18 protein-coding genes are annotated in these 18,343 nt (G+C 49.9%); all 18 read right to left on the bottom strand.

Annotated elements, in window-relative coordinates:
• Positions 1–48: 48 nt before the first annotated feature.
• Entirely contained in the window at positions 49–990 is a 942-nt protein-coding gene (locus tag LCH85_00910) for a hypothetical protein (protein ID MCA0350530.1), read from the bottom strand.
• A 109-nt stretch (positions 991–1,099) separates the two neighbouring features.
• Positions 1,100–1,645 (bottom strand): hypothetical protein, encoded by a 546-nt coding sequence (locus LCH85_00905; GenBank protein MCA0350529.1) that lies wholly within the window; start codon positions 1,643–1,645, stop codon positions 1,100–1,102.
• Positions 1,642–1,833 (bottom strand): hypothetical protein, encoded by a 192-nt coding sequence (locus tag LCH85_00900; protein ID MCA0350528.1) that lies wholly within the window; start codon positions 1,831–1,833, stop codon positions 1,642–1,644. The genes LCH85_00905 and LCH85_00900 overlap by 4 nt, the downstream gene beginning before the upstream one ends.
• A 9-nt stretch (positions 1,834–1,842) precedes the next feature.
• The gene (locus tag LCH85_00895) at positions 1,843–3,036 is read right to left on the bottom strand and encodes an H-type lectin domain-containing protein (GenBank protein ID MCA0350527.1); all 1,194 of its coding nucleotides are present in this window, start codon (positions 3,034–3,036) and stop codon (positions 1,843–1,845) included.
• A gap of 15 nt (positions 3,037–3,051) precedes the next feature.
• On the bottom strand, positions 3,052–3,525 hold the full coding sequence (locus LCH85_00890; protein MCA0350526.1) for a hypothetical protein: 474 nt from the start codon (positions 3,523–3,525) through the stop codon (positions 3,052–3,054).
• A gap of 12 nt (positions 3,526–3,537) precedes the next feature.
• On the bottom strand, positions 3,538–5,619 hold the full coding sequence (locus LCH85_00885) for a hypothetical protein (protein ID MCA0350525.1): 2,082 nt from the start codon (positions 5,617–5,619) through the stop codon (positions 3,538–3,540).
• A gap of 2 nt (positions 5,620–5,621) precedes the next feature.
• The gene (locus LCH85_00880) at positions 5,622–7,691 is read right to left on the bottom strand and encodes a baseplate J/gp47 family protein (protein MCA0350524.1); all 2,070 of its coding nucleotides are present in this window, start codon (positions 7,689–7,691) and stop codon (positions 5,622–5,624) included.
• A 1-nt stretch (position 7,692) separates the two neighbouring features.
• On the bottom strand, positions 7,693–8,136 hold the full coding sequence (locus LCH85_00875; GenBank protein MCA0350523.1) for a GPW/gp25 family protein: 444 nt from the start codon (positions 8,134–8,136) through the stop codon (positions 7,693–7,695).
• Between the two features lie 12 nt (positions 8,137–8,148).
• On the bottom strand, positions 8,149–8,544 hold the full coding sequence (locus LCH85_00870) for a PAAR domain-containing protein (GenBank protein MCA0350522.1): 396 nt from the start codon (positions 8,542–8,544) through the stop codon (positions 8,149–8,151).
• A gap of 9 nt (positions 8,545–8,553) precedes the next feature.
• Entirely contained in the window at positions 8,554–9,222 is a 669-nt protein-coding gene (locus LCH85_00865) for a phage baseplate assembly protein V (GenBank protein MCA0350521.1), read from the bottom strand.
• Positions 9,222–10,190, bottom strand: a complete 969-nt coding sequence (locus tag LCH85_00860) for a hypothetical protein (protein MCA0350520.1) — start codon at positions 10,188–10,190, stop codon at positions 9,222–9,224. Before LCH85_00860 ends, LCH85_00865 begins: the two co-directional genes overlap by 1 nt.
• A 4-nt stretch (positions 10,191–10,194) precedes the next feature.
• On the bottom strand, positions 10,195–13,845 hold the full coding sequence (locus tag LCH85_00855) for a hypothetical protein (protein MCA0350519.1): 3,651 nt from the start codon (positions 13,843–13,845) through the stop codon (positions 10,195–10,197).
• An 18-nt stretch (positions 13,846–13,863) separates the two neighbouring features.
• A complete protein-coding gene (locus LCH85_00850) occupies positions 13,864–14,439 on the bottom strand; it encodes a hypothetical protein (GenBank protein MCA0350518.1) in 576 nt (191 codons plus the stop codon).
• Positions 14,440–14,453: 14 nt separating this feature from the next.
• On the bottom strand, positions 14,454–15,749 hold the full coding sequence (locus LCH85_00845) for a hypothetical protein (GenBank protein ID MCA0350517.1): 1,296 nt from the start codon (positions 15,747–15,749) through the stop codon (positions 14,454–14,456).
• Positions 15,742–15,879 carry a hypothetical protein gene (locus tag LCH85_00840; protein ID MCA0350516.1) on the bottom strand — a complete coding sequence of 46 codons (138 nt, stop codon included), beginning with the start codon at positions 15,877–15,879 and terminating at the stop codon, positions 15,742–15,744. Before LCH85_00840 ends, LCH85_00845 begins: the two co-directional genes overlap by 8 nt.
• A gap of 5 nt (positions 15,880–15,884) precedes the next feature.
• On the bottom strand, positions 15,885–16,223 hold the full coding sequence (locus LCH85_00835) for a hypothetical protein (GenBank protein MCA0350515.1): 339 nt from the start codon (positions 16,221–16,223) through the stop codon (positions 15,885–15,887).
• Positions 16,224–16,237: 14 nt separating this feature from the next.
• Entirely contained in the window at positions 16,238–16,747 is a 510-nt protein-coding gene (locus LCH85_00830; protein MCA0350514.1) for a hypothetical protein, read from the bottom strand.
• Positions 16,748–16,757: 10 nt separating this feature from the next.
• Positions 16,758–17,840: a phage tail sheath subtilisin-like domain-containing protein gene (locus LCH85_00825; protein ID MCA0350513.1), complete on the bottom strand. Its 1,083-nt coding sequence runs from the start codon at positions 17,838–17,840 to the stop codon at positions 16,758–16,760.
• Positions 17,841–18,343 lie beyond the last annotated feature (503 nt).

Raw genomic sequence — 18,343 nt, 5'->3', positions numbered from 1 at the left:
TTCTACTTTATCGTACAACAAGCTACCCTCATTAGCTATTCATAAAAATTAGAAAGGTATTCGATCGCGAAAACGATAATTCACTTGATTACGTTGCTCGGTGTAATATTGCTCTAATTCACGATATTTTTTGGCATTTTTGGTCGATTGAATTGCCACAATTGCAATCACACTAGGAATTGCAATGCCCCCAACCAAGTTAACCACGTTCCCGCCTGAGAGATATTGAATAATGAAAGCTCCAGCAAAGAACACACAGATTGGTAGAATCACCATCAAATTGGCCCCCCGTGGAATTCTTTGTTCGCGGCGACCATTTTCAAAGCGAATATATTTAAGTCGTGCTTCGACCCATTCGGATTCAATCGCAGCCAAAGCTCTGAGGTAATCGCGCTCGTGCTCAGGCGCATTAGCAATAATACTTTTAACTGAACGGCGATATTGTTCTTGATCGTGAATTCCATGGTAATGATTTTGCAGCTGGCGAATTTGTGAGGCCGCCGAATCCAATGGGGTACGATGAACCAGTGGTTTTTCGACGACTGGAGCCAGGGGAACTTGCTCAGGTTTCAAACCCAGTTGGGCAATTAATTGGGCACGCTTAGCTAAATAATCTTTTTGAGCCTTGGCAAAACGCAATTGATGACGTATACCAAACAGCATCAAAATGATGAACGGCAAGAAAAAAAGGCTGACACAATATGCTTTGAATACAAAAAATATGCTCGCAATTGCAATAAAAACCAGCGTGAATCCCATCAACATAAATGGACGAGGTTCTTGTTTGACGGGAATCCCAAATTGAGATCGTTGTGATCCGGTATATTTCAGGCTTTCTTTGGCCCATTGCAGATCAAGCTGGGTTAATGGGTCAGCGTTGGGGTCTGGGTCTAAGGCTTGCATTGCGGCATCATGTTCGCGTTTGGCAAGATCAATAAATTGGCGAATTGATGGCCGTTGGCTGCTGTGAATATCCCATTCTTCATTCATAATCAACCTCTGCATTTTGTACTAGTTAAATAATCAATAGCCTAACGTTCTTGCCGTGTGATACGTGTACCCAACAAGAAAGTTACGCTATTGATTAAAAAATGCAGGCTTATTCGGGCAAGCTGGGATCGCTTGAATTAAGTTGTAGCAACACTTCGCGAATATAGTCGGCCTCAACTGGCTGGCGCAACTTGGCCTGAAATTGGCCATGAACCAGCAATTGAATCTGCCATTGATAAAAATCGATGGCCGCTTGGGGCTCAGCCCCAAGCAATTGAATTGAATAAATTTGATGCAGCGATTCAACCACACTACTTCGATAGCGCACGGGGTTTTGTTGATTATAATGGTGCAAAAGCTCAGTTTGGCTTAGTAATACCGCGCCGATGCTCAACGAAAGCCAACGTTCAGCCTGCGCTGGCTCTTTGGTATAAATTGCGATGGTGCAGCTCTGGCTAAATTCACGCCAAGCCTGATCATCCTGCTGTTTCATGCCAAAACTCGTTGGTGTGCTATAAATCGCCACACTTGGTAATTTGGCTGGCGGATTAGCGGCTGGTATGCCAATCAGCACCTGAGCTTTGGCGTTGGGGTCGTTATTGAACAAATGATAGTGCAACAACGCCCCAATCGATTCGATCAGTTGTTGAATCATGCAGCCTCGATTGCCAATTGGTCAGCCTCACGCGCCAATTCTTCCTCTAATACCTGAATCGCCCCGCTGATTCGGAGTAACGTAGCATTCAGATTTTCGCGCTTGGTTTCAAGCTCAGCCAGCATGGTTTGACCAGCCTGAAATTCTTCCTTCAATGTCGCTAAACGTTGTTCAAGTTGTTGCCGCATGATTCACTCCTAAACTCCAATGGCAATCCAGAAAATCCAGGCATCGTAAACCTCGCTATTGGCCCACGTCATGGCTACCGCCGTGCACGAGGTTTGGGTCACGCCCTCAACCGAAACTACCAACCGCACATTACGATCTTTGTTGGTATCCGAGCCAGCTAGGCCAACAATGACCGTCGGTACTTGGCTAAATCCACTATAGTTAATCGCCTTTCTAACGGTTCTTGTCGCATTGCCCCCTTCAAAATGGCCAGTTTGCACCACACCAGAGCGAATTTGGGTCTGTTTGATGGCTGTGCTTTGGGTCGTACCATCACCAAAACGCAAACTGTTCGCCACAATTGTAGTTAAATTATCGCTATTAATACTGCCATCTTTGAAGTAGAATCCATCAGCCCGGCTTTCAATTCGCCACCAATAGCGATTGCCATGATGAAAGCGAATGCTTGGATTAACCTCACCCAAGGTTGCTGAGGCTTCTTGAAATAATTCGAGAAAGGTAAATTTGCCATCTTCACGGGCAGCAGCCGAACGCCGAATTTGCAGCAGTGGGACATGGCGGGTGGCAGCATCAAGTTGAACGGTCAAACTCCCATTTACTTCCACTTGTTGCTCTGAACGCACCGTGAGCACCGGTTTAACCACATTGCTGGCATCTTTGGTATGGCCAAGCGTTACTCCATTGAAGCCGCCAATTTCGACCCGATCTGTCGTTTCTTGCCAACGTACCAAATCATACTGATCGGTTGGGTTTTTGCGCAAATACAGGGTATTGCCATTCAGGTGCAGATTGCCTTCGACTTGAAGCTTATTTTGGGGATTGGTCGTGCCAATCCCCACGTTGCCGCCACTTTCTGCATTCAACGTCAGGGGGTCGGTGCCACGAGCGGCAATCGCCAGCGGTTGGTTGGGGTTCGAGCCAGTCGCCAAAATGCTCGCATAGCCAATGCTCACCCCTTGGGTTTGGTTGCTATGGCGAAATTCAGCCAACGGCGCTTTTGCGCCAGTGGTCGTTGCCGCAACTTTGAGCGATGCTTGAGTTGCATCGGCTCCAGCAGTTACTTTGAGCGGCCCTTGGATACCATCGCCGCCGGTTCGATTAACTTTCGCCTCATCCAAACGCGCAACTTCGCGGCTCATTTCGTTCCAGTCAGCGGCACGAATAAGCTGCCCACTTTGTTTATCTTGATGATTATAGGCCATTGCTGCTGACTCCCGCTAAAAGGTAATTTCCCAAATTAATGTCAATTTGAATTGCTCAGATTTGGTGATCGTGTCGAAAATCACGCGGTTGTACATCACGCCATCTTCCGTAAATAGGCCAGCTTCACGCAACTCGCCATTACAATCGCGTTCGCCTAGCTCACCAGTGAGCCGCAGCATAATCCGTGGCTTATTGCTACTATCAGTTACGTCAAGTTGCTCGATTCGGGCAATTTTGGTTGTGCCAATTGGCTGAACCAGTGCAGTATGGGCGGGATTGAAGGCGGCTTTTGATCCACCAAGCTGAATCGTCGAAACCCGCTGAATCACGTCACCTTGCTTTTCGCGATTGAACAACCGCGCTACCAGCGTGCGTCCAGCCACGGTAATATCGTTGTGGGCGCTAATTTGCTCGACCAACTCACCAGCGCTGGTGAATTGCTGAATCGTCAAGCGTCCGGCAATATCCAAATGCTCACTCCTGAACATACACTCATCCTTCTATGCAAATCTATTGAGGCTATCAAATCGGGTGTAATCAAACTGGCCTGACAGCACTAAGCTATCGCTGATATCATGCTGCTCGTTGCTGCGTTGCTGACTCTCAAGATCAAAGCTATCGCTCACGTCGTGTTGTTGATTGAGCAAACGGCCTTGCATTCGTAAATCAAGCCGATCAAGTTGGTCATGATCTTCTTGGAAGACTTGTTTATAGGCGACCAAGGCTTGCACACCCGCCGCCTTCACGCGATTAACCAAATTCAGAATTTGCTGACGTGGGTGATCGCCGCCTTCATCAAATTTATCGGTAAAGCCCGCAATATGCCAAGGAATTGTGACCGTGAACACGCCATAGGTCAGGGCATACGACGAAACTTCGACCCGCACAATTGGCTCGTCGGGCACAAAGAGGGTTTGATCAAAGGCTTGTTTATCGAAGGCTCCAGCTGGATAGACCTTGCCATCAGCCCCAATAATGTCGGCATTTAAGCGCCAACGGGCTACGCCAGGTTTTAATTGGGGAATTGTACCAATCAAGCCTTCGGGCGGCACGATCCCATTGCGCAGCACTTGCGTACCTTCCAAGGTCAAGCGATCGCCAATTTGCAAACGGCCAGGAAAGCGCACCCGTTGGCCACTTTTGATATCGATTAGCTCAATATTGGTCAGCTCACGAAACGGCCCATTCAGCATCGTAATCCAAATATGCGGCGTTTCAGGGCTGCGATTGATGTTATCGACTTCAAATTCTTGGTAGAACTTGAGATTATCGGCAAAAAAGAGCGCTCGTTTGGGCAGAAATTCTTCAATATCAATTAAGGCTTTGGCTGCCGCCACCGCCGGATCATTGCCAACAATGCCTAAATTGGCCGCCACAATATCCAAAATGCCTTGGCGAGTCGAGGCTCCGCGCTTGAGCACGGCAATCAGGCCTTGCAAGCGCTCACGATAGGGCGCATGGCTTGGCTCAAGCGCATAATCCCAAGTCGTTTCCAAGGCATAACGATTCAAACGAATCAGATCATCGGCATAGCTGGCTTGCAATGTGGGTAAATCTTCAGCCAAATCGGGAAAGCGCTCAGCCTTGACTAATTGTGTGTCATCAAGCAATTGATTGAGCAAGGTCAATAAGGCTTGGCGCACCTCTTGCAGGCTTGAAATTCGACGCACGCTCAAGCCCCAAGGTCGCAAGCGTGCATCATAGCCCAACGCTGAATCGACAATAATTCGATTCAAACGCGCTACATCATCGCTCAACGGATTGGGGCTAGATTCGCTTTGATCAAGCACATTCAGCAGTTGGCTGCGCCGATCGGGGTTTGGCTCCTGGGCATAGATTGGCCGCAAAAACTCACGATACAAGCTATAAATCAGGCTCCAAGCATGGCTGGGCAAGCTCAAATTGCTCAGCACAGCATAGTGGCGCGTAAAAAATTGGGTATCAGCCAAAATCGCTTGATTCAAGGCTTGGGCAACTGCTAAAGCCAAGCCACGGCTAATGCTACTGCCCCCGTTATAGCGTTGAATCTGCTGATATTCCTGTGGGCAGCGTTCGGCAATTTGTTGGGCAATAATCGTGCTGATCGGCGTGCGCTGTACCAACAATTCTAAAACTAAGCCCGCCTGAACCTCAGATCCTAAAACATAGGCATAATCCACGGTATAACGCCGCAGCAATTTCCATGTCGTTGGATCAATCAGTTGATCAAGATAGGCTTGGAGTGGGCTTTGCTCAGTCAGAATGATTTGGCTCAAACGGTAGGCATCAAATGAACGCTGGGTAAAACGGGGGTTCATTTTGATCAGCTGCGATGTGCCACCCAAAGCCTCAAGGTAGAGCGCAAAAATCTTATCGAGATCGCCGCGCTGCTCAATTGGGGCAATATAACCTTGTGAACCTTGGTTGGTTGCAGTCTCGACATGATGCGAACGCAGCACATGGTATAGATCAAGCTCAGTTCGTTCGAGCCTGCGCCCAAACATCTCGGCGAACAGCAACAACAACTCACCCGCCTCGGCTGGAGCGTAAAAATGAGCCAAGCGTTGCAAGAGGGCTATCGTTTTGCCAGTTAATCGTTGCATAATTAAGCCTGTATTACAAAGCGCAGCGCCGGATCGCTGGCACTATCGCTGGCGAGAAAAACTTTCTCGAAGCTGGCGATTTTAACGACTTTACCGTTATTACGCTCGGCCAGCACACTAACTGGATTGGTCGAGAGATTGTAGAGCTGGCAGTGTTTAGGGTTGAAAGCAACTTGCAATACCTGAAGTTGGGCTTTGGCAAGCGCTTCGATCTGGGCTAGCTCTAAATCCTGCTCTGGAGCTAGATCATCGAGATAGGCCATAATTGCCCGTCGCACTTCATAGCAAATTTGGCGGCGTTGGCTATCGCTGGTGGTTGGCGCAACCGTCAACTCAAGTTTGCCAGTTAATTCGACTCGCTCGCTATAGATCAGCAGGTTAGCTAAAACGGGCTTTTCAATAATACTGACCTGAATCGCGCTATCCTCAGGGCGTTCGTTGCTTTGGAAGGGCTTTGCCAGCATGCGCAAGCTAAAATCTTTGCGATGATAGAGCCGAATTTTCTTCTCGATTTCGCTAGCTTGGATGGCTGAGCCAAGCGTCAAACTAGCAATATATTCTTGAATTGCGCCTTCGATTTTGCGACGTTTCTCGTCGCGCTCCAAGCCTGGTTCAACCAATTTAATAAAGATCAGGATTGGCAAATCCTTTGGCTCAGCCGCTACCCGAATACTGCCAGGATTAAAAATCTCGGAAATAGCGCTTTCCAAACGCTTATCTTGTGGTGTATGTTTGGTGCGTTGCAATAAAATTGGCTGAAGGTTAGCAATGGTTACTTTGGTCTGATTGATCACCAATTCTTCCCACAAGGCGGCACTAGTTGCTAGCTCGCCGCTGCGTCCAGCCAACATCGCCTGCACCTGAAGCTCAATCGTCGCTTGGTTGGGGGCAAAACTTGCAGGATTGATTGCCAAAAAGCGTTGATTATCCAGCGTGCGCAATTCACAGGGCAACTCGATCAACAAAGTTTGGGTCAAATTGCTGCTACGAGTCAACTGCACAATGCCTTGGGCTTTGCTATCGGCCTCACGATAAAGCTGCAACTCCAAATTAATCAAATCATTTACGCCTTTGACCTGCAAAATTTCGCTGGTCAGTTGCGAGAAAAGCAAGGGCTGGCCCATACCCAAACGGCCAAAGTAAGCTTCAACTGCTTCGCGCACTTGGGTTTCAAGCAGGCCTTTTTCAGCATTCGCAATCTGATCGTTGGCCGCAATATGAATCACTGCATCAACATTAATCGGTGCTGCTGGCTTAAGCACCACATAAATCCCAGCGGCCCGCACCTCATCTAAACGTTGGCGCAATTGGCGCTCGTTATGCTCGTTCATGCCATCAACAAAGACTTCGATCGATCCTGGACGGCCTTCAGGATTATTATGAAAATCTTCGTGAATCCGCACTTCGCGTACTTCGGGCAAACTCAACAAGGCATTTTCAATCGATAAACTTGAGGCGCGGCCTGAAGCCAGCAAGGTTTGTTTGGCACGCTCACGCAATTCTTGGTCGGTTTCGCGCTCGCGCCCGCGAAAGCCGATCGCTTTAGGATTAGTCACTGCTTTGATGCCAGGCAATGGTCGCGGCATCACAATCACCGTTTGCTCGGCGGTTGTCATGTGTTTGCCACGCTCTTCGGCTCGTACATGGACCTCAACTGTGGCCATGCCTGGGGCAATTCGGCCTTCTTCAGTTGTGATATAAGCTTTTTTAGAAGGCGTTTGCTTGGGATCTTCCTTGGTGGTGATCAACGTGCCAATCGGAATCAACGTTTCTTCACTCGTACTATCACGTTGAAAAGTCACGCTGCCTGTTGCAAAATCTGGCTCGTTGCGCTTGATGCCTAAAATCGCCACCACCCGATCAAGCTGCGCCCCCTCAGCAGTATCGATAAATCCAGCTTGATAGACCAGATCCAGCTGCTCATACAATACGGCTAGCTCATAGGCAAACGATTCAAATAGCGAACGCACCACGCTGCCTTCTTCAAAATCGGAGAGCCGTGGCAAGCGCTGGCGCGAATCGGCAACCATGCTGGCATAAATATCATTAAATTGTTTTTTATGAATCGTCACGCTAGCCCTCCAAGGCTACTGCTATATTCACCACCAACGGCTCCGATTGATCGATTGGCCGCACCACGACCTGCAATTCGAGGGTTGAACGTTGATCCGAGCGCGGCATAATTGGCACAATCGTGACCGAAACAACTTCGCTGATTCGGCGTTCAAAGCCCAAACTTTCGCGCACATAAAACTCGGCTCGCAGATGCGTGCGGCGGCTTTGTGGCTCGCCAACCAGCAAATACAAGCGTGAGCCATAATCGGGATGCCCAAGCAAGCTCAATTCGCCTTGACGGGTCAAGAGCCGATTAACAATTGCCTGCGCCAAATTAGCCCGACCGCTAACCAAGGCCAAATCGCTGCGTTCAGACACCAAATCAACTGCAATTCGATCAGACGATTGCATACCAAGGCTGCGCCAAGTTAGTTGCAAATCAGTTTCAAGGGATTCGGCCATTGCAAACCTCGCTTAATCGCCAATCATGACGGTTCCAACCGCCACCACCACACCTTTAACCTTGGCTTCGTCGCAAGTTGTCGCTTGATCGCCTGCACGAATCGCTGGCTTGCCATTGATTTTGACGGTTTGGCTGCCACCTTCCAAGGTTGCTTGATTGTTAGGCGGATTGATAAAACTCAGGTTTGGCGGCGTTGGGATGTGGGCTGGCGTGTTGATTGCCTTCGAGCCAGCCACCGCCGCAGGCTGCCCGCCAATCTTGACATTGCTGCTCAATTGATCATTGATCATGCCGACAAATGGATGCGGCACTTGAACTGGTGGCGGCGGCGGCCCACCTGGCGGTTGCACCGTGTGCATACAACTTCCAGTCACTTGATCGCCTTTTTTGGCAGCTGGCTTGCCCATAACATCCCCTTAGTTCAAATCGATCGTGCTACCTTTGATCTTGATTGCGCCGCTAGCCTGTAGATCCAAGGTTGAATCGGATTTAAGCTCAATTGCATTGGCTTGGACGGTTAGTTTGCCAGTTTCAGCAATCAAACTGAGATCTTTATTAGAGCTAAGGCTAATTTTTTCACCCGCAAGATCAATCACCAAGCTAAATTTCTCGTTGCTAATGGCGATTTTCTCATCCTCAAGCGTAATTGTGTTCTCGCCATTTTTGCTGGTCAGGATAATTTTGCCTTCGCTATCCAGCAGCAAACTGCCACCTTCGGCGATGCTATGTTGCAGCAAAAACTCCTTGGGATTATTGGCCGGCGGACGATCTTCATCGTTGTAGACCCGTCCCATAATGATTGGCGCATTAATATCACCGCCAATAAACGAGAGCACCACCAAATCGCCAACATTGGGAATGCAGGCTAAACCAAGGTAGGGCGTGGCAACTGGCACTTTGCGCAATTCAAACGGGCCGCCATCGGGCAACTGATAATTGCGTAATTGCACCGAACATTGGTAATTATCGTTATCACCCTCGTCAGCATGCGAAAAAACTGCCGTCACAACCCCCAATTCGCTGGTATGGATACGCTGAGTGCTGCGTTCGGCAACCCGCTGAATAATCTGCAATAGTTCTTCCATTAACGCTGCTCCCAGCTAATTTCGCTGACAAAGCCTTGATAGCGATTGAGTTTGTGGCTGACGCTCAGAATTTTGGCGCTCAGGTTGTGGCTGGCATCAGGCATTTGCTGAAACTGAATCGCATCGCCCAAAGCTAGTTCGGCCATCCCCAGCACTTGGGCTTTGCCAGCGAGGGTAGCAGCGTAGGCCTGAAACCGATGCTCGGCAATTTGCCGCGCTTGATCTTGGCTCCGCGCGGTAGCATCGCTGATCCGCCAAACATTGCCTGAGCTTTTGCCAGCGCTGCCTTTGACCACTTTCTTGGTTAGCCATGAACTGGCCTCATCGCTTTGGCCTTGGCCAGCTGGACTCGTACCATGAATTTCGAGGCCATCGATGCTTGCTTGAACTGGGCTGGCTGAAAATTGCAAAAGCTGCTGCGCATACTGTGCTTGATGGGTGGTTTTAGCGGCGTAGGCTTTGAAATGCACAGCATCCTGAACATCGCTATAACAATCGACTCCACAGCGTTGCGCCAAAGCGTGGAGATGTTGCCATACGCTTTGATTGGCTGAACACAAATAGCTGCTGAAGGTCAATCCATCGTCAACTGTGCCAAGCTTGAGTTTAGCTCGACCAAGCAAATCTTTAGCGATTGCTCCGCCTGAACGCTGCTCGTAGAGCGCGTTTAGATGCATGCTGGTCAGCAATTGAGCGCTACTATAGGCCTCGACCGTGATCGTGTGCAGATTAGCTTGGCAGCTTGCAACGCAGCCAGTAAAGACCCGTTGCAAGCTGTCAGCATCGCCTAAATCAACGCTCACAGGATCGCCAAGTTTGGCATTCAGGCCGCTTTTACTAGCAAAAACCAGGCTACAGCGGTTGATTGGCGAGCGCAACGAGCCATAACTCGCGCAACTCACCAACCAATCGGCTTGATCGGCGCTAAAACTGCTAGAACCAATTGTGATCCGATACTTCACCAACACAGCGCTACCCTGCTAAACGCTCATCAAGCGTGTTCAACAATTGACCATAGGCATCGCTCAAACGATCAAGGCCCTTTTCCAAATCGCCATCAAGCCCAGCCAATTTGATGTCGATGACGTTGAACAAGCCTTCGATATCAAAGGTTTTATGTAAAATTTGCTTGATTTTGTTGAATTCATCGTCCAAGGGGCGACGAATCAACTGATCAGGCAGGCCTTTGATTTTATCGATGATGATTTTGTAGATCACATCAAGCCGCTTGACGGTCTCTTCGGGATAGAGATGGGCAATTTCTTCGACAATAAATGGATGCAGCGATTGCAAACTCATGCCCAGATCGCTGGGATACGAGGCTTCAAACAACACCCGATTGAGCCGAATCAGGCGATTTTGGTTGGTTGGGGTGCGCGAAAGCTCATACCATGCCCGCCCCAGTTGGCCCTTCAAAGCCAAGTAGCGATAGAGTTGTTGCATTTCGCTGGCGCTGCGGGTTTCGGCTGGCTTGGCTTCGATCAAGCCAATCGCGCTGCTCAATTGCTGCGTCACCAGATCAACCGTGGCTTGAGTGCTGATCGTCGCATCGCGCAGGGTATCGTTGATCGCCTGCAACACGTTGGTGGCATTAACCTCGCTCAAACTGCCAGCCGCTTGGTTTTGCAATAATTCCAAGGCTGCGGCGGTAAGTTTGGTTTGCACCAAAGCCGCCAAGCGATCGCCGCTGGGATTCCGAATGCGCAACGCCAGCGTCATTAAACCTTGGCCTGCAAAATCGCTGGCACTAACCGAGTTGAGCAGCCACATCGGGCTGAATGCTTCAACACTGCGCTTAACCGTTTCATAAGTGGTTTTGATCACGCTAATCAGCGATGTGCGAATCGTCTCAATCAAGGCCAGAATATCGGTAATCACCTGTTTGATACTGCGACCCAACGTATCCAACACATTCGCTACCGCTGCATCGATCTGGGCTGGCAGCTTGGTAACGGTGGTTAAAATCTTTTGGATGGCAGTAATCGCATCTTTGAAAGGTTGCAACTGAACTTTGACATCAGTGACGAATTTGCGCACTGGGTCGCCAAATTGGCGCTTGAACATGGCCGCAACCACATTTTGCAACACACTTTCATTGAGCGCGATAATCCGGCTTTCTTCGGCTTTGATCACGGGCTTGTAAACCCCGATGCAGCTATTCAAGGTTGTTTTAGTCGAGCCAGTCACCAGGCCAAGCGTACTGCTCAAGGCAGTCAACGGCGCTAAATCCAAATCGCGCAGCATCAAGCCTGTGCCGGTTGAAAGATCGTAGGTTTGCATCAAGGTGCGGCGGCGAACTTGCAAGCCTTCAATTTCAGCGGCAGCAGCGGCAATCGTTTGCGTTAAGGTGGCTGCAGCAGCATCCAAATTGGTCGAGGTTACACCAAGCTCAAGTTGAAAAGCCTCACGGGTTTTGGCAATTTCATCGGCCACACTTGGGAAAGTCAAGGTTGCAGCATTCGCTTGCAACGAAGCTTCGATTGAATCCATGGCCGCTGAAACTTCATCGAGATAATCGCCGCCAAGCACTTTTTTGAGCATCGTCCAAAATTCAGCATCAGCCAAATCTTGCAAGCCGGTTTTGGCGAGCAGTTTCTCTAGCGATACCGCCGATTTGATCGTGCTCAGCAGTGAATCAATTTCGTAATCGCGAATATTGGTTAGTTCTTTAGAGGCTGCGTTGATCGCTTTGTTGATCAGTTGGTTGAGCGATTCAGGCGAAAGCGTCTCGACCAAGCTATACAATTGATCATACAAGCGTTGCAGCTCGTTCAAAATAATCTCAGGATCAAGCTTGGCAACCAGTTTGGCCAGCTCGGCATTGGCATCCTTGAGCGGAGCCAACAATTCCGAAGGTTTGAACTCTTCCAAGGTTTTGATCACCAGTTGATAGGGCGCTGAGTTGAGAATCGCATCGGTGGCGATTGTGCCAGGATTGAATTCATCGATCATGCGCTCAATCACCAATACCTGATTTTTGAGCAAATTGACCAACTCTTGCAAAGGCTCGCGAATTTGGCGGAAGGCATCGAGCAATTCAGGCTTGACGATCTCATCAACTTTAACGGCTTCGATGACTTTTGCGCCAACTTTAAGCGCAGTTTTTTGGGGCGTGCCCATGCTAGCAACATCAATCGCCCGTACATTGCCCTCTAATTTGGTAGTTTGCTCGATCACCAAATCAAACACAGGCTTGAGCGAGGCATCGCCAATTTTGGTTTTGAAATCTTCGATCCCTTGACGCGCTTTGTTCAGGGCATCTTGCACATCAGGTCGATTGAGCACTTCGCTAATTTTGCCCAGCAATTGACGAATTTGCTGCTCCAAGGTGTTGAAGGTTTGGGTCAATTTGGCATCAACGTTATCTTGCACATTTTTGACCGCAGCATCGAGTTTGAGTTTCAATTCCTCGATCCGCACAAAAAATTGCTCGATCACGCTGCTGATGCGGTTACAGCCATCTTTGATTTGGCGTACGACTGGCCCAACATCAACCTGACTGAGAAAGGCTTCGATCTCAGCGGTAACGTTGGTAATTTGGGTTTGCAGGCCATTCAACACACCGCTGACGCTTTGAATGTTGGTTTCAATCGCGGTTGAAACATTGCGGGCAGCCTCTTCGGCCTTTTTCGCGGCGGCCTCAAGATATTTGACAATATCGTTGGCCATCTCGGTTAATTCTTTGATTGGGCTGGTGATTGCGCCCAAAACTTGACCAGTTCGCGCCGTCAGTTGGTCGAAATAGGCCTGCAAGAACACATCGTCGGCAGCGCCAAAATCGAGCACTTGGGTCAAGGCTTGTTGCAATTGCGCCACATCTTTGGCCAACATGCGTTGCAAGGTTTTGTCGGATTGCTGAATCTGGCTCAAGCCCGAAAGCAAGGTGCTGCGACCCAACTTCTGAAAAGCATCAATATCTTGGTTTTTTTCGAGCGCATCGAGGGCTTGTTGATACGATTTAAGGTAGCCGCTACTGAGCAAGCTGTTGGTTGCCGTCAGGCTATGCAAGGGCAAATTATGCCGTAGCGTGCGCAGTTGCACCACGTAAATTTCAGCCAAGGCCTCGGTGGTCAGCTCAGTCATTTTGGCCGGATCAGTCAAGGTATTCTTGAATGATTCGACAATTTTCAAGAGCATGCCCAAAATTCGCATGGGCGTTGAAGCACCAGCATCGGCTAATTTACGCAGCGGCGCAGTAAAGCTATCAACATCTAGCCATGGCAGGTCGGGCGTGGTAGTTGGTGTATCAACCTGCACCGGAATCACTGCATTGGTGATTTTGCCCATTGTGCCGTTGACATCGAAGGTTGGCGCAGGCAAGTTAATCGGCAGCGGCTTGCTGGTCACATCGCCAATCAAGGCATTGCGATTAACTCCGCCAAGTTGATCAAGCGGGGCGTTGATGCGGCCAGTAAAGCCTTCTTTGGTCAAGCCTTGCGGCATTACCGGCAAACTAACCGCAGGGCTAGTGCCATCAGGCGTGGCCGCCGCTAGATCATCTTTAATTGCTCCAGCGTTGATCTCGCGCATGCCATCGGCACCAACGGCGCTGGGGGTAAATTTCCCATCGAGCAGGCTGGTTAATTGGCCTTTGCCCGGTAATTCATTCAACAACGATTGCATACATCTCCCCGTAACACACTAGCCCAACAAGCTGCGCAGCGCTCCCAGCGAATCGCTCAGACTGCTGGCGGCTTCACGCACCGGATCTAGCGCGGTTTTCAATGGTTCAACTGGATTGGTTATTTCGGGCAGCGAGCCAAACGCTAAGGCATCGGGCAGGCTGGCAAGTGTGGTCAATTGGACAGCTTGGGTTTTGATGCTGGCGTTCACTTGAGCCGCTGCGACCTTGCTTTTACTTGGCGCTGCATATTCGACAATCTGCAACCGATAACTATATTGATCAGGCTCGTAGGCTTGTTGGGTTACTTGAAATTGATCAAGCGTGACTTTGGCAACATAGCCTTGGCCGACAATATCGGCGATAAACTCGACTGGCTCTTGTTTCAGATAAATGCCGCGCAATTGATCCAACATGGTTTGGGCTTCGGCTCCATAACAGATGCCTTCAATTTGCAAACAAACCGAGTGTCGTCCAAACTGTTGGCTCACATCGCCAGCCATACCTAGCACATGGTGATACACCGCCGCCCGTTGTTCGAGCGTTTGAATCCGATGCACCCGTTGTAAGGCAATGCCTGCTAGCTCAAGCGCCATGGCTCCGCTCCTGATTAATCGCTATAAAAACGCAAATATTCGCGTTGCAAGGCTTGGGTCAAGGCTGCCAAAACGTCGTCCACCAGTTGCTCACGCTGAATTTCAGCAGATTGATTGGGACTTTGCGAAGCAACCGACTGCTGGATCGCTTCAATCGGCGGCGGCGGTTGGTCGCTTGACGTTTGGGTCGCATTGGCAATTGTCAGCTGGTTTGGTGGGAAGTCTGGGCTATTTGGCAATTCCAAGGCTGGCTTGGTTGGATGAATGTTCGGCGCTGGAATGTTGTAGTTGGTTGCGCTGACCGCTGCTTGGTTGCCAACCGCTGGCGTAATCCATGTCCTCTGAGCGTTGGCGATTTCAGCCAGATTAAAGTTTCTAAGCGTCGCCTCAGGTTGTTCAGCAGCCTGATTTGGGCTATTTGGTTGATTGAAGCTTTGAGTTGTTGCCGCCTGCTGCCAAACTGAGGCCGTGCTGTTGCCTGTAGCTTGCCCACCTGATTGGCTTGGCAATGACGGCTGAACTGGCTCAAGGCTCTGGCTAGCTACAGCTTGGGGCAGCGCTTGACTAGGCAAGGCTGATTCAAACGCCTGATCTTGAACAACCTCAGCCAACAAGACCGTTTCAGCTTGGTTCGTGCCCTGCCACAACTGGGCAAAATCGGCTAGCCCTTTGATTGGACTGGTTTGGATTGGCAATGCTTGGTTGGCAGTTTGCGCAAGCGCTGGGCTTGGCGGTTGGCTTGCGGCCTGCTGTACTACTAAGTTTGGCGCAACATCCAAGTTGGTACTGCTGGGTACAACCTCAGGCAAACCAAGATCGAGTTGGTTGGTTGCAGCGTGATCGGCTAGCCCTGCTTGAAACGGCGCAGCTTTGGGCAACGGCGCGGCAGCCAACACCTGCCGAGTGCCACGTAGATCAGGCCGAACCACAACTTTTGTGGCTTGGGTTTGGCTGGACATGGCTGAAACTGGCGGCTGAAACAGATCGGATGACGGCCTAGCAGGCATATTATTTTCAGCCAACGCAGGTTGCCAAGCATCTGAATAGGTTGGTTCAGGCTCAGCAACTTGGGTTTGGTTACGCGGTTGACCGCCGACCAATTGCGGAATCAGACCGCTGCTCAAACCATCAGCCCAAGCGCTGAGTTGTTGCAATTGGTCAGCCAAAGCCAGCTCAGTTCGCCAATCGTCAGCCAAAATGCTGGCAGGTTGATCGTTTGGCAACCAGCTCGTTAAGCCATCCAGCCAAGCGGTAAAATCGGCCTGAATCGCCGTGCCAAGAGTTATTAAGCTTGATTCGGGCTTATTCACTGGCATCCTCGGCTAATAATTGCAAATACAGCGTAATTTGAGCCATGGTCAAGGCCTGCACTTCTTGCGGTGTCCAGCCAAAGGCCTTAGCAAGCCGATAGCTAGCCTGCAATAATGGTGCTTGCTGCAACTCAATTAATGGCTTTTTTTTTCAGTCATACCGCTAATTTCGCGAATATGCGCGATCAAAAAATCGACCATGCCCAAGTGCATGCGCTTGACTTGCTCCAAACTTAGGCTTGGCTCAACTAAAGCCTCTTTGATCAGCAGCAGCGGAATCAGGCTAGAATCCTGTTTAGCGGCCCGCATAATCAATTGAAACGTGCCAATCGTGATCGGCTGGAGTTGCACCACCAATTCACGAGCGGTTGCAGTGGCCTGACCAGGCTGAACAATTTCGGCTGGAATCGTCACGGCATAGCGTGCTTGAGCGCCAGCAAGCAATTCATCGGCGGTTAGGTGGTTGTCGCTCATGCAAGCTCATTCCTCTAGGCGCTGGTTTCGGCGCTGCTCATACGCAAGGCTTTGAAGGTCACCGTTTCCATCACGAAATCGTCTTCGGGCAAGCGAAAACTCCAGGTATCAAACTTGACCCCAAAGATCGTGAGCGTGCTGCTATTGTCAGGCGAAGCCGGATTGACCAAATTGATCACGATATTAAAGGATGGCTGGGCAATTGCTCCGGTTGGGGGTGGGCTTTTTGAGCCATCGCCAAGCAACAAGCGAATCAGTGCGCCGTTGATATGAGCCCGTTCAGCAGTGCCCGAAATATTGATATTGCCCGGGCGCAGCTCGGTAGCAAAACGCCGACCAATCTCGTGGTAAGGGCGAATATCGTTTTGCACCACAATTTGTACATTTTGCAAACGCCCAACCACGCTTGAGAGCGCATATTCGCCGATCAAGGCATCGGCCAAGCCACCTTCGGCAGTGCTACTATCATCGACCGCCAGCACCAACGACGCATCTGAGCCACGAAAAACATTGACATTTGGCATGAGTTTGCTCCTAACCCAAATACATCGTTACTAAGATGAAGTCGATACTGAAGGTTGGTTGCAATGTGAGCGACACTTGCACCTCACCAGCAATTTGCTGAGCGCGAGTCGCCGAAACATCCAACGAATAGCCAACCAAGGCCTCATCTTCGACCATACGGGTCAAAAAGGCATCAAGCGTTGCTTTCATTGCGCCGCGTACTCGGTCATTATTCAGTTTGCCGATGTAGGGATTACAAGCCGAGCGCACGCCATAAATCGCATAATCGACGATGCGGCGGGTGGTAATTTGATGCCAAGCCGAGTTGGTGGCGGTGGTAATGCCTTTGACGACGCGCCAGCCTTCGCGTTTTTCGACCGCTAACACCCGTTTTTGCACCAATTGCTCAAGTTGCGAGGCGCTAAAGTTGGTGGTCAAGCCCTCGATTGCCACAGTTTTGTTGGTTGGGCTGGACTGGACTGGTAAGGCAGCGATCAGGCCAGCCACAGCGGCGGCCAAATAACTACCTGGTAAGGAAACTTGACTGACAGTTTGGGTCGCTGGATCGCTGACTGAGCTTTTGATCCCAGGTGCAACGAAAATTAAGCGATCGCTGGCATAGCTATGGCCGGAGATTTTAGCGATATCATCGCCAAGCGCACTGCCGATCAAGCCGATGCGTTCGCGTTTGATGCCTGCGGTGGTGGTGAGGTGAGCGATTAAAGCATTGGCCATGCCCACGTTTGAGCTATCTTGACCAGCCAATAATACCAAATTAACGATTTCATTTTCCAATTCAGCGAGGGCAGTTTTATAATTATCAACTGTTACGCCTTCGCTACGCACGGCATAGACCGTTTTGCCGCCATTGTTATAAATTTGCTCCAAAGCTCGAATGAGGGTTAACTCGTTTTTTGTGCCGCCCTGCCAAGCATCGCTGGCTCCGAAGATCGCCTTCGCTTCGCTGAAACTGCCCAAAATTTGCACTTGATTGATTGGACCACTTGCTGCCGTGCCAACAATGCCAATATAGCCCGAGGCGATGCGCCCTGCGCTAATCAGCCCCTCATCACGCACCGTGATGTAGGTGCCTGGCAAAATCACTTCAGCCATAATACCTCCCTAAACAATACGCACACCAAAGAAGCATTTACAGCATTACGTTGCCATAAACGAATTTGAACTCTTTTGAGCGATCGGGTGGAAAGTAGGAGTAGGTTGTGGAATTGCTGCTACTATAGCATAGGCCAAAAGTCAGCGTCAACGGATTTTTCGGGCGATTTTGGCTTTAACAATCCCAATTGCTCACACACATTGCACAAAGAGCATGCAAATCATGGCTTCTGACAGATATACGGGTTGGTCAAAACACGAATCAAGGTAGTAGAACGAAGGTTCAGGGATCAGGGGCTAGGGGTCAGCAGGTTGAAACCGCGAAGGGCACGAAGAATGCGAAGGTAGTTTTTTTGGCCACAGATGAACACAGATTGTATCCTAAATATGCATCCCTCATCCTTCATCCTTTTTACCTTCTGCGCCTCTGCGTTAAACAATAATCCATCAAGAGCATACAGGGATGAGGGATCAGAGGTCAGGGATCAGGTCGAAATCTTCTT

It is taken from the genome of Chloroflexota bacterium (assembly GCA_020161265.1).
Lineage (GTDB): Bacteria > Chloroflexota > Chloroflexia > Chloroflexales > Herpetosiphonaceae > Herpetosiphon.
The sequence above is the reverse complement of the archived record's forward strand: the minus strand, read 5'-3'. Positions and strand labels throughout refer to the sequence as shown.

What these genes read in the sequence shown, in the direction of transcription:
- LCH85_00850 (MCA0350518.1), bottom strand. Translation starts at nt 14,439, where the DNA reads ATGGCGCTTGAGCTAGCAGGCATTGCCTTACAACGGGTGCATCGGATT.
- LCH85_00895 (MCA0350527.1), bottom strand. Translation starts at nt 3,036, where the DNA reads ATGGCCTATAATCATCAAGATAAACAAAGTGGGCAGCTTATTCGTGCC.
- LCH85_00830 (MCA0350514.1), bottom strand. Translation starts at nt 16,747, where the DNA reads ATGCCAAATGTCAATGTTTTTCGTGGCTCAGATGCGTCGTTGGTGCTG.
- LCH85_00870 (MCA0350522.1), bottom strand. Translation starts at nt 8,544, where the DNA reads ATGGGCAAGCCAGCTGCCAAAAAAGGCGATCAAGTGACTGGAAGTTGT.
- LCH85_00885 (MCA0350525.1), bottom strand. Translation starts at nt 5,619, where the DNA reads ATGCAACGATTAACTGGCAAAACGATAGCCCTCTTGCAACGCTTGGCT.
- LCH85_00905 (MCA0350529.1), bottom strand. Translation starts at nt 1,645, where the DNA reads ATGATTCAACAACTGATCGAATCGATTGGGGCGTTGTTGCACTATCAT.
- LCH85_00855 (MCA0350519.1), bottom strand. Translation starts at nt 13,845, where the DNA reads ATGCAATCGTTGTTGAATGAATTACCGGGCAAAGGCCAATTAACCAGC.
- LCH85_00900 (MCA0350528.1), bottom strand. Translation starts at nt 1,833, where the DNA reads ATGCGGCAACAACTTGAACAACGTTTAGCGACATTGAAGGAAGAATTT.
- LCH85_00825 (MCA0350513.1), bottom strand. Translation starts at nt 17,840, where the DNA reads ATGGCTGAAGTGATTTTGCCAGGCACCTACATCACGGTGCGTGATGAG.
- LCH85_00865 (MCA0350521.1), bottom strand. Translation starts at nt 9,222, where the DNA reads ATGGAAGAACTATTGCAGATTATTCAGCGGGTTGCCGAACGCAGCACT.
- LCH85_00890 (MCA0350526.1), bottom strand. Translation starts at nt 3,525, where the DNA reads ATGTTCAGGAGTGAGCATTTGGATATTGCCGGACGCTTGACGATTCAG.
- LCH85_00835 (MCA0350515.1), bottom strand. Translation starts at nt 16,223, where the DNA reads ATGAGCGACAACCACCTAACCGCCGATGAATTGCTTGCTGGCGCTCAA.
- LCH85_00875 (MCA0350523.1), bottom strand. Translation starts at nt 8,136, where the DNA reads ATGGCCGAATCCCTTGAAACTGATTTGCAACTAACTTGGCGCAGCCTT.
- LCH85_00910 (MCA0350530.1), bottom strand. Translation starts at nt 990, where the DNA reads ATGAATGAAGAATGGGATATTCACAGCAGCCAACGGCCATCAATTCGC.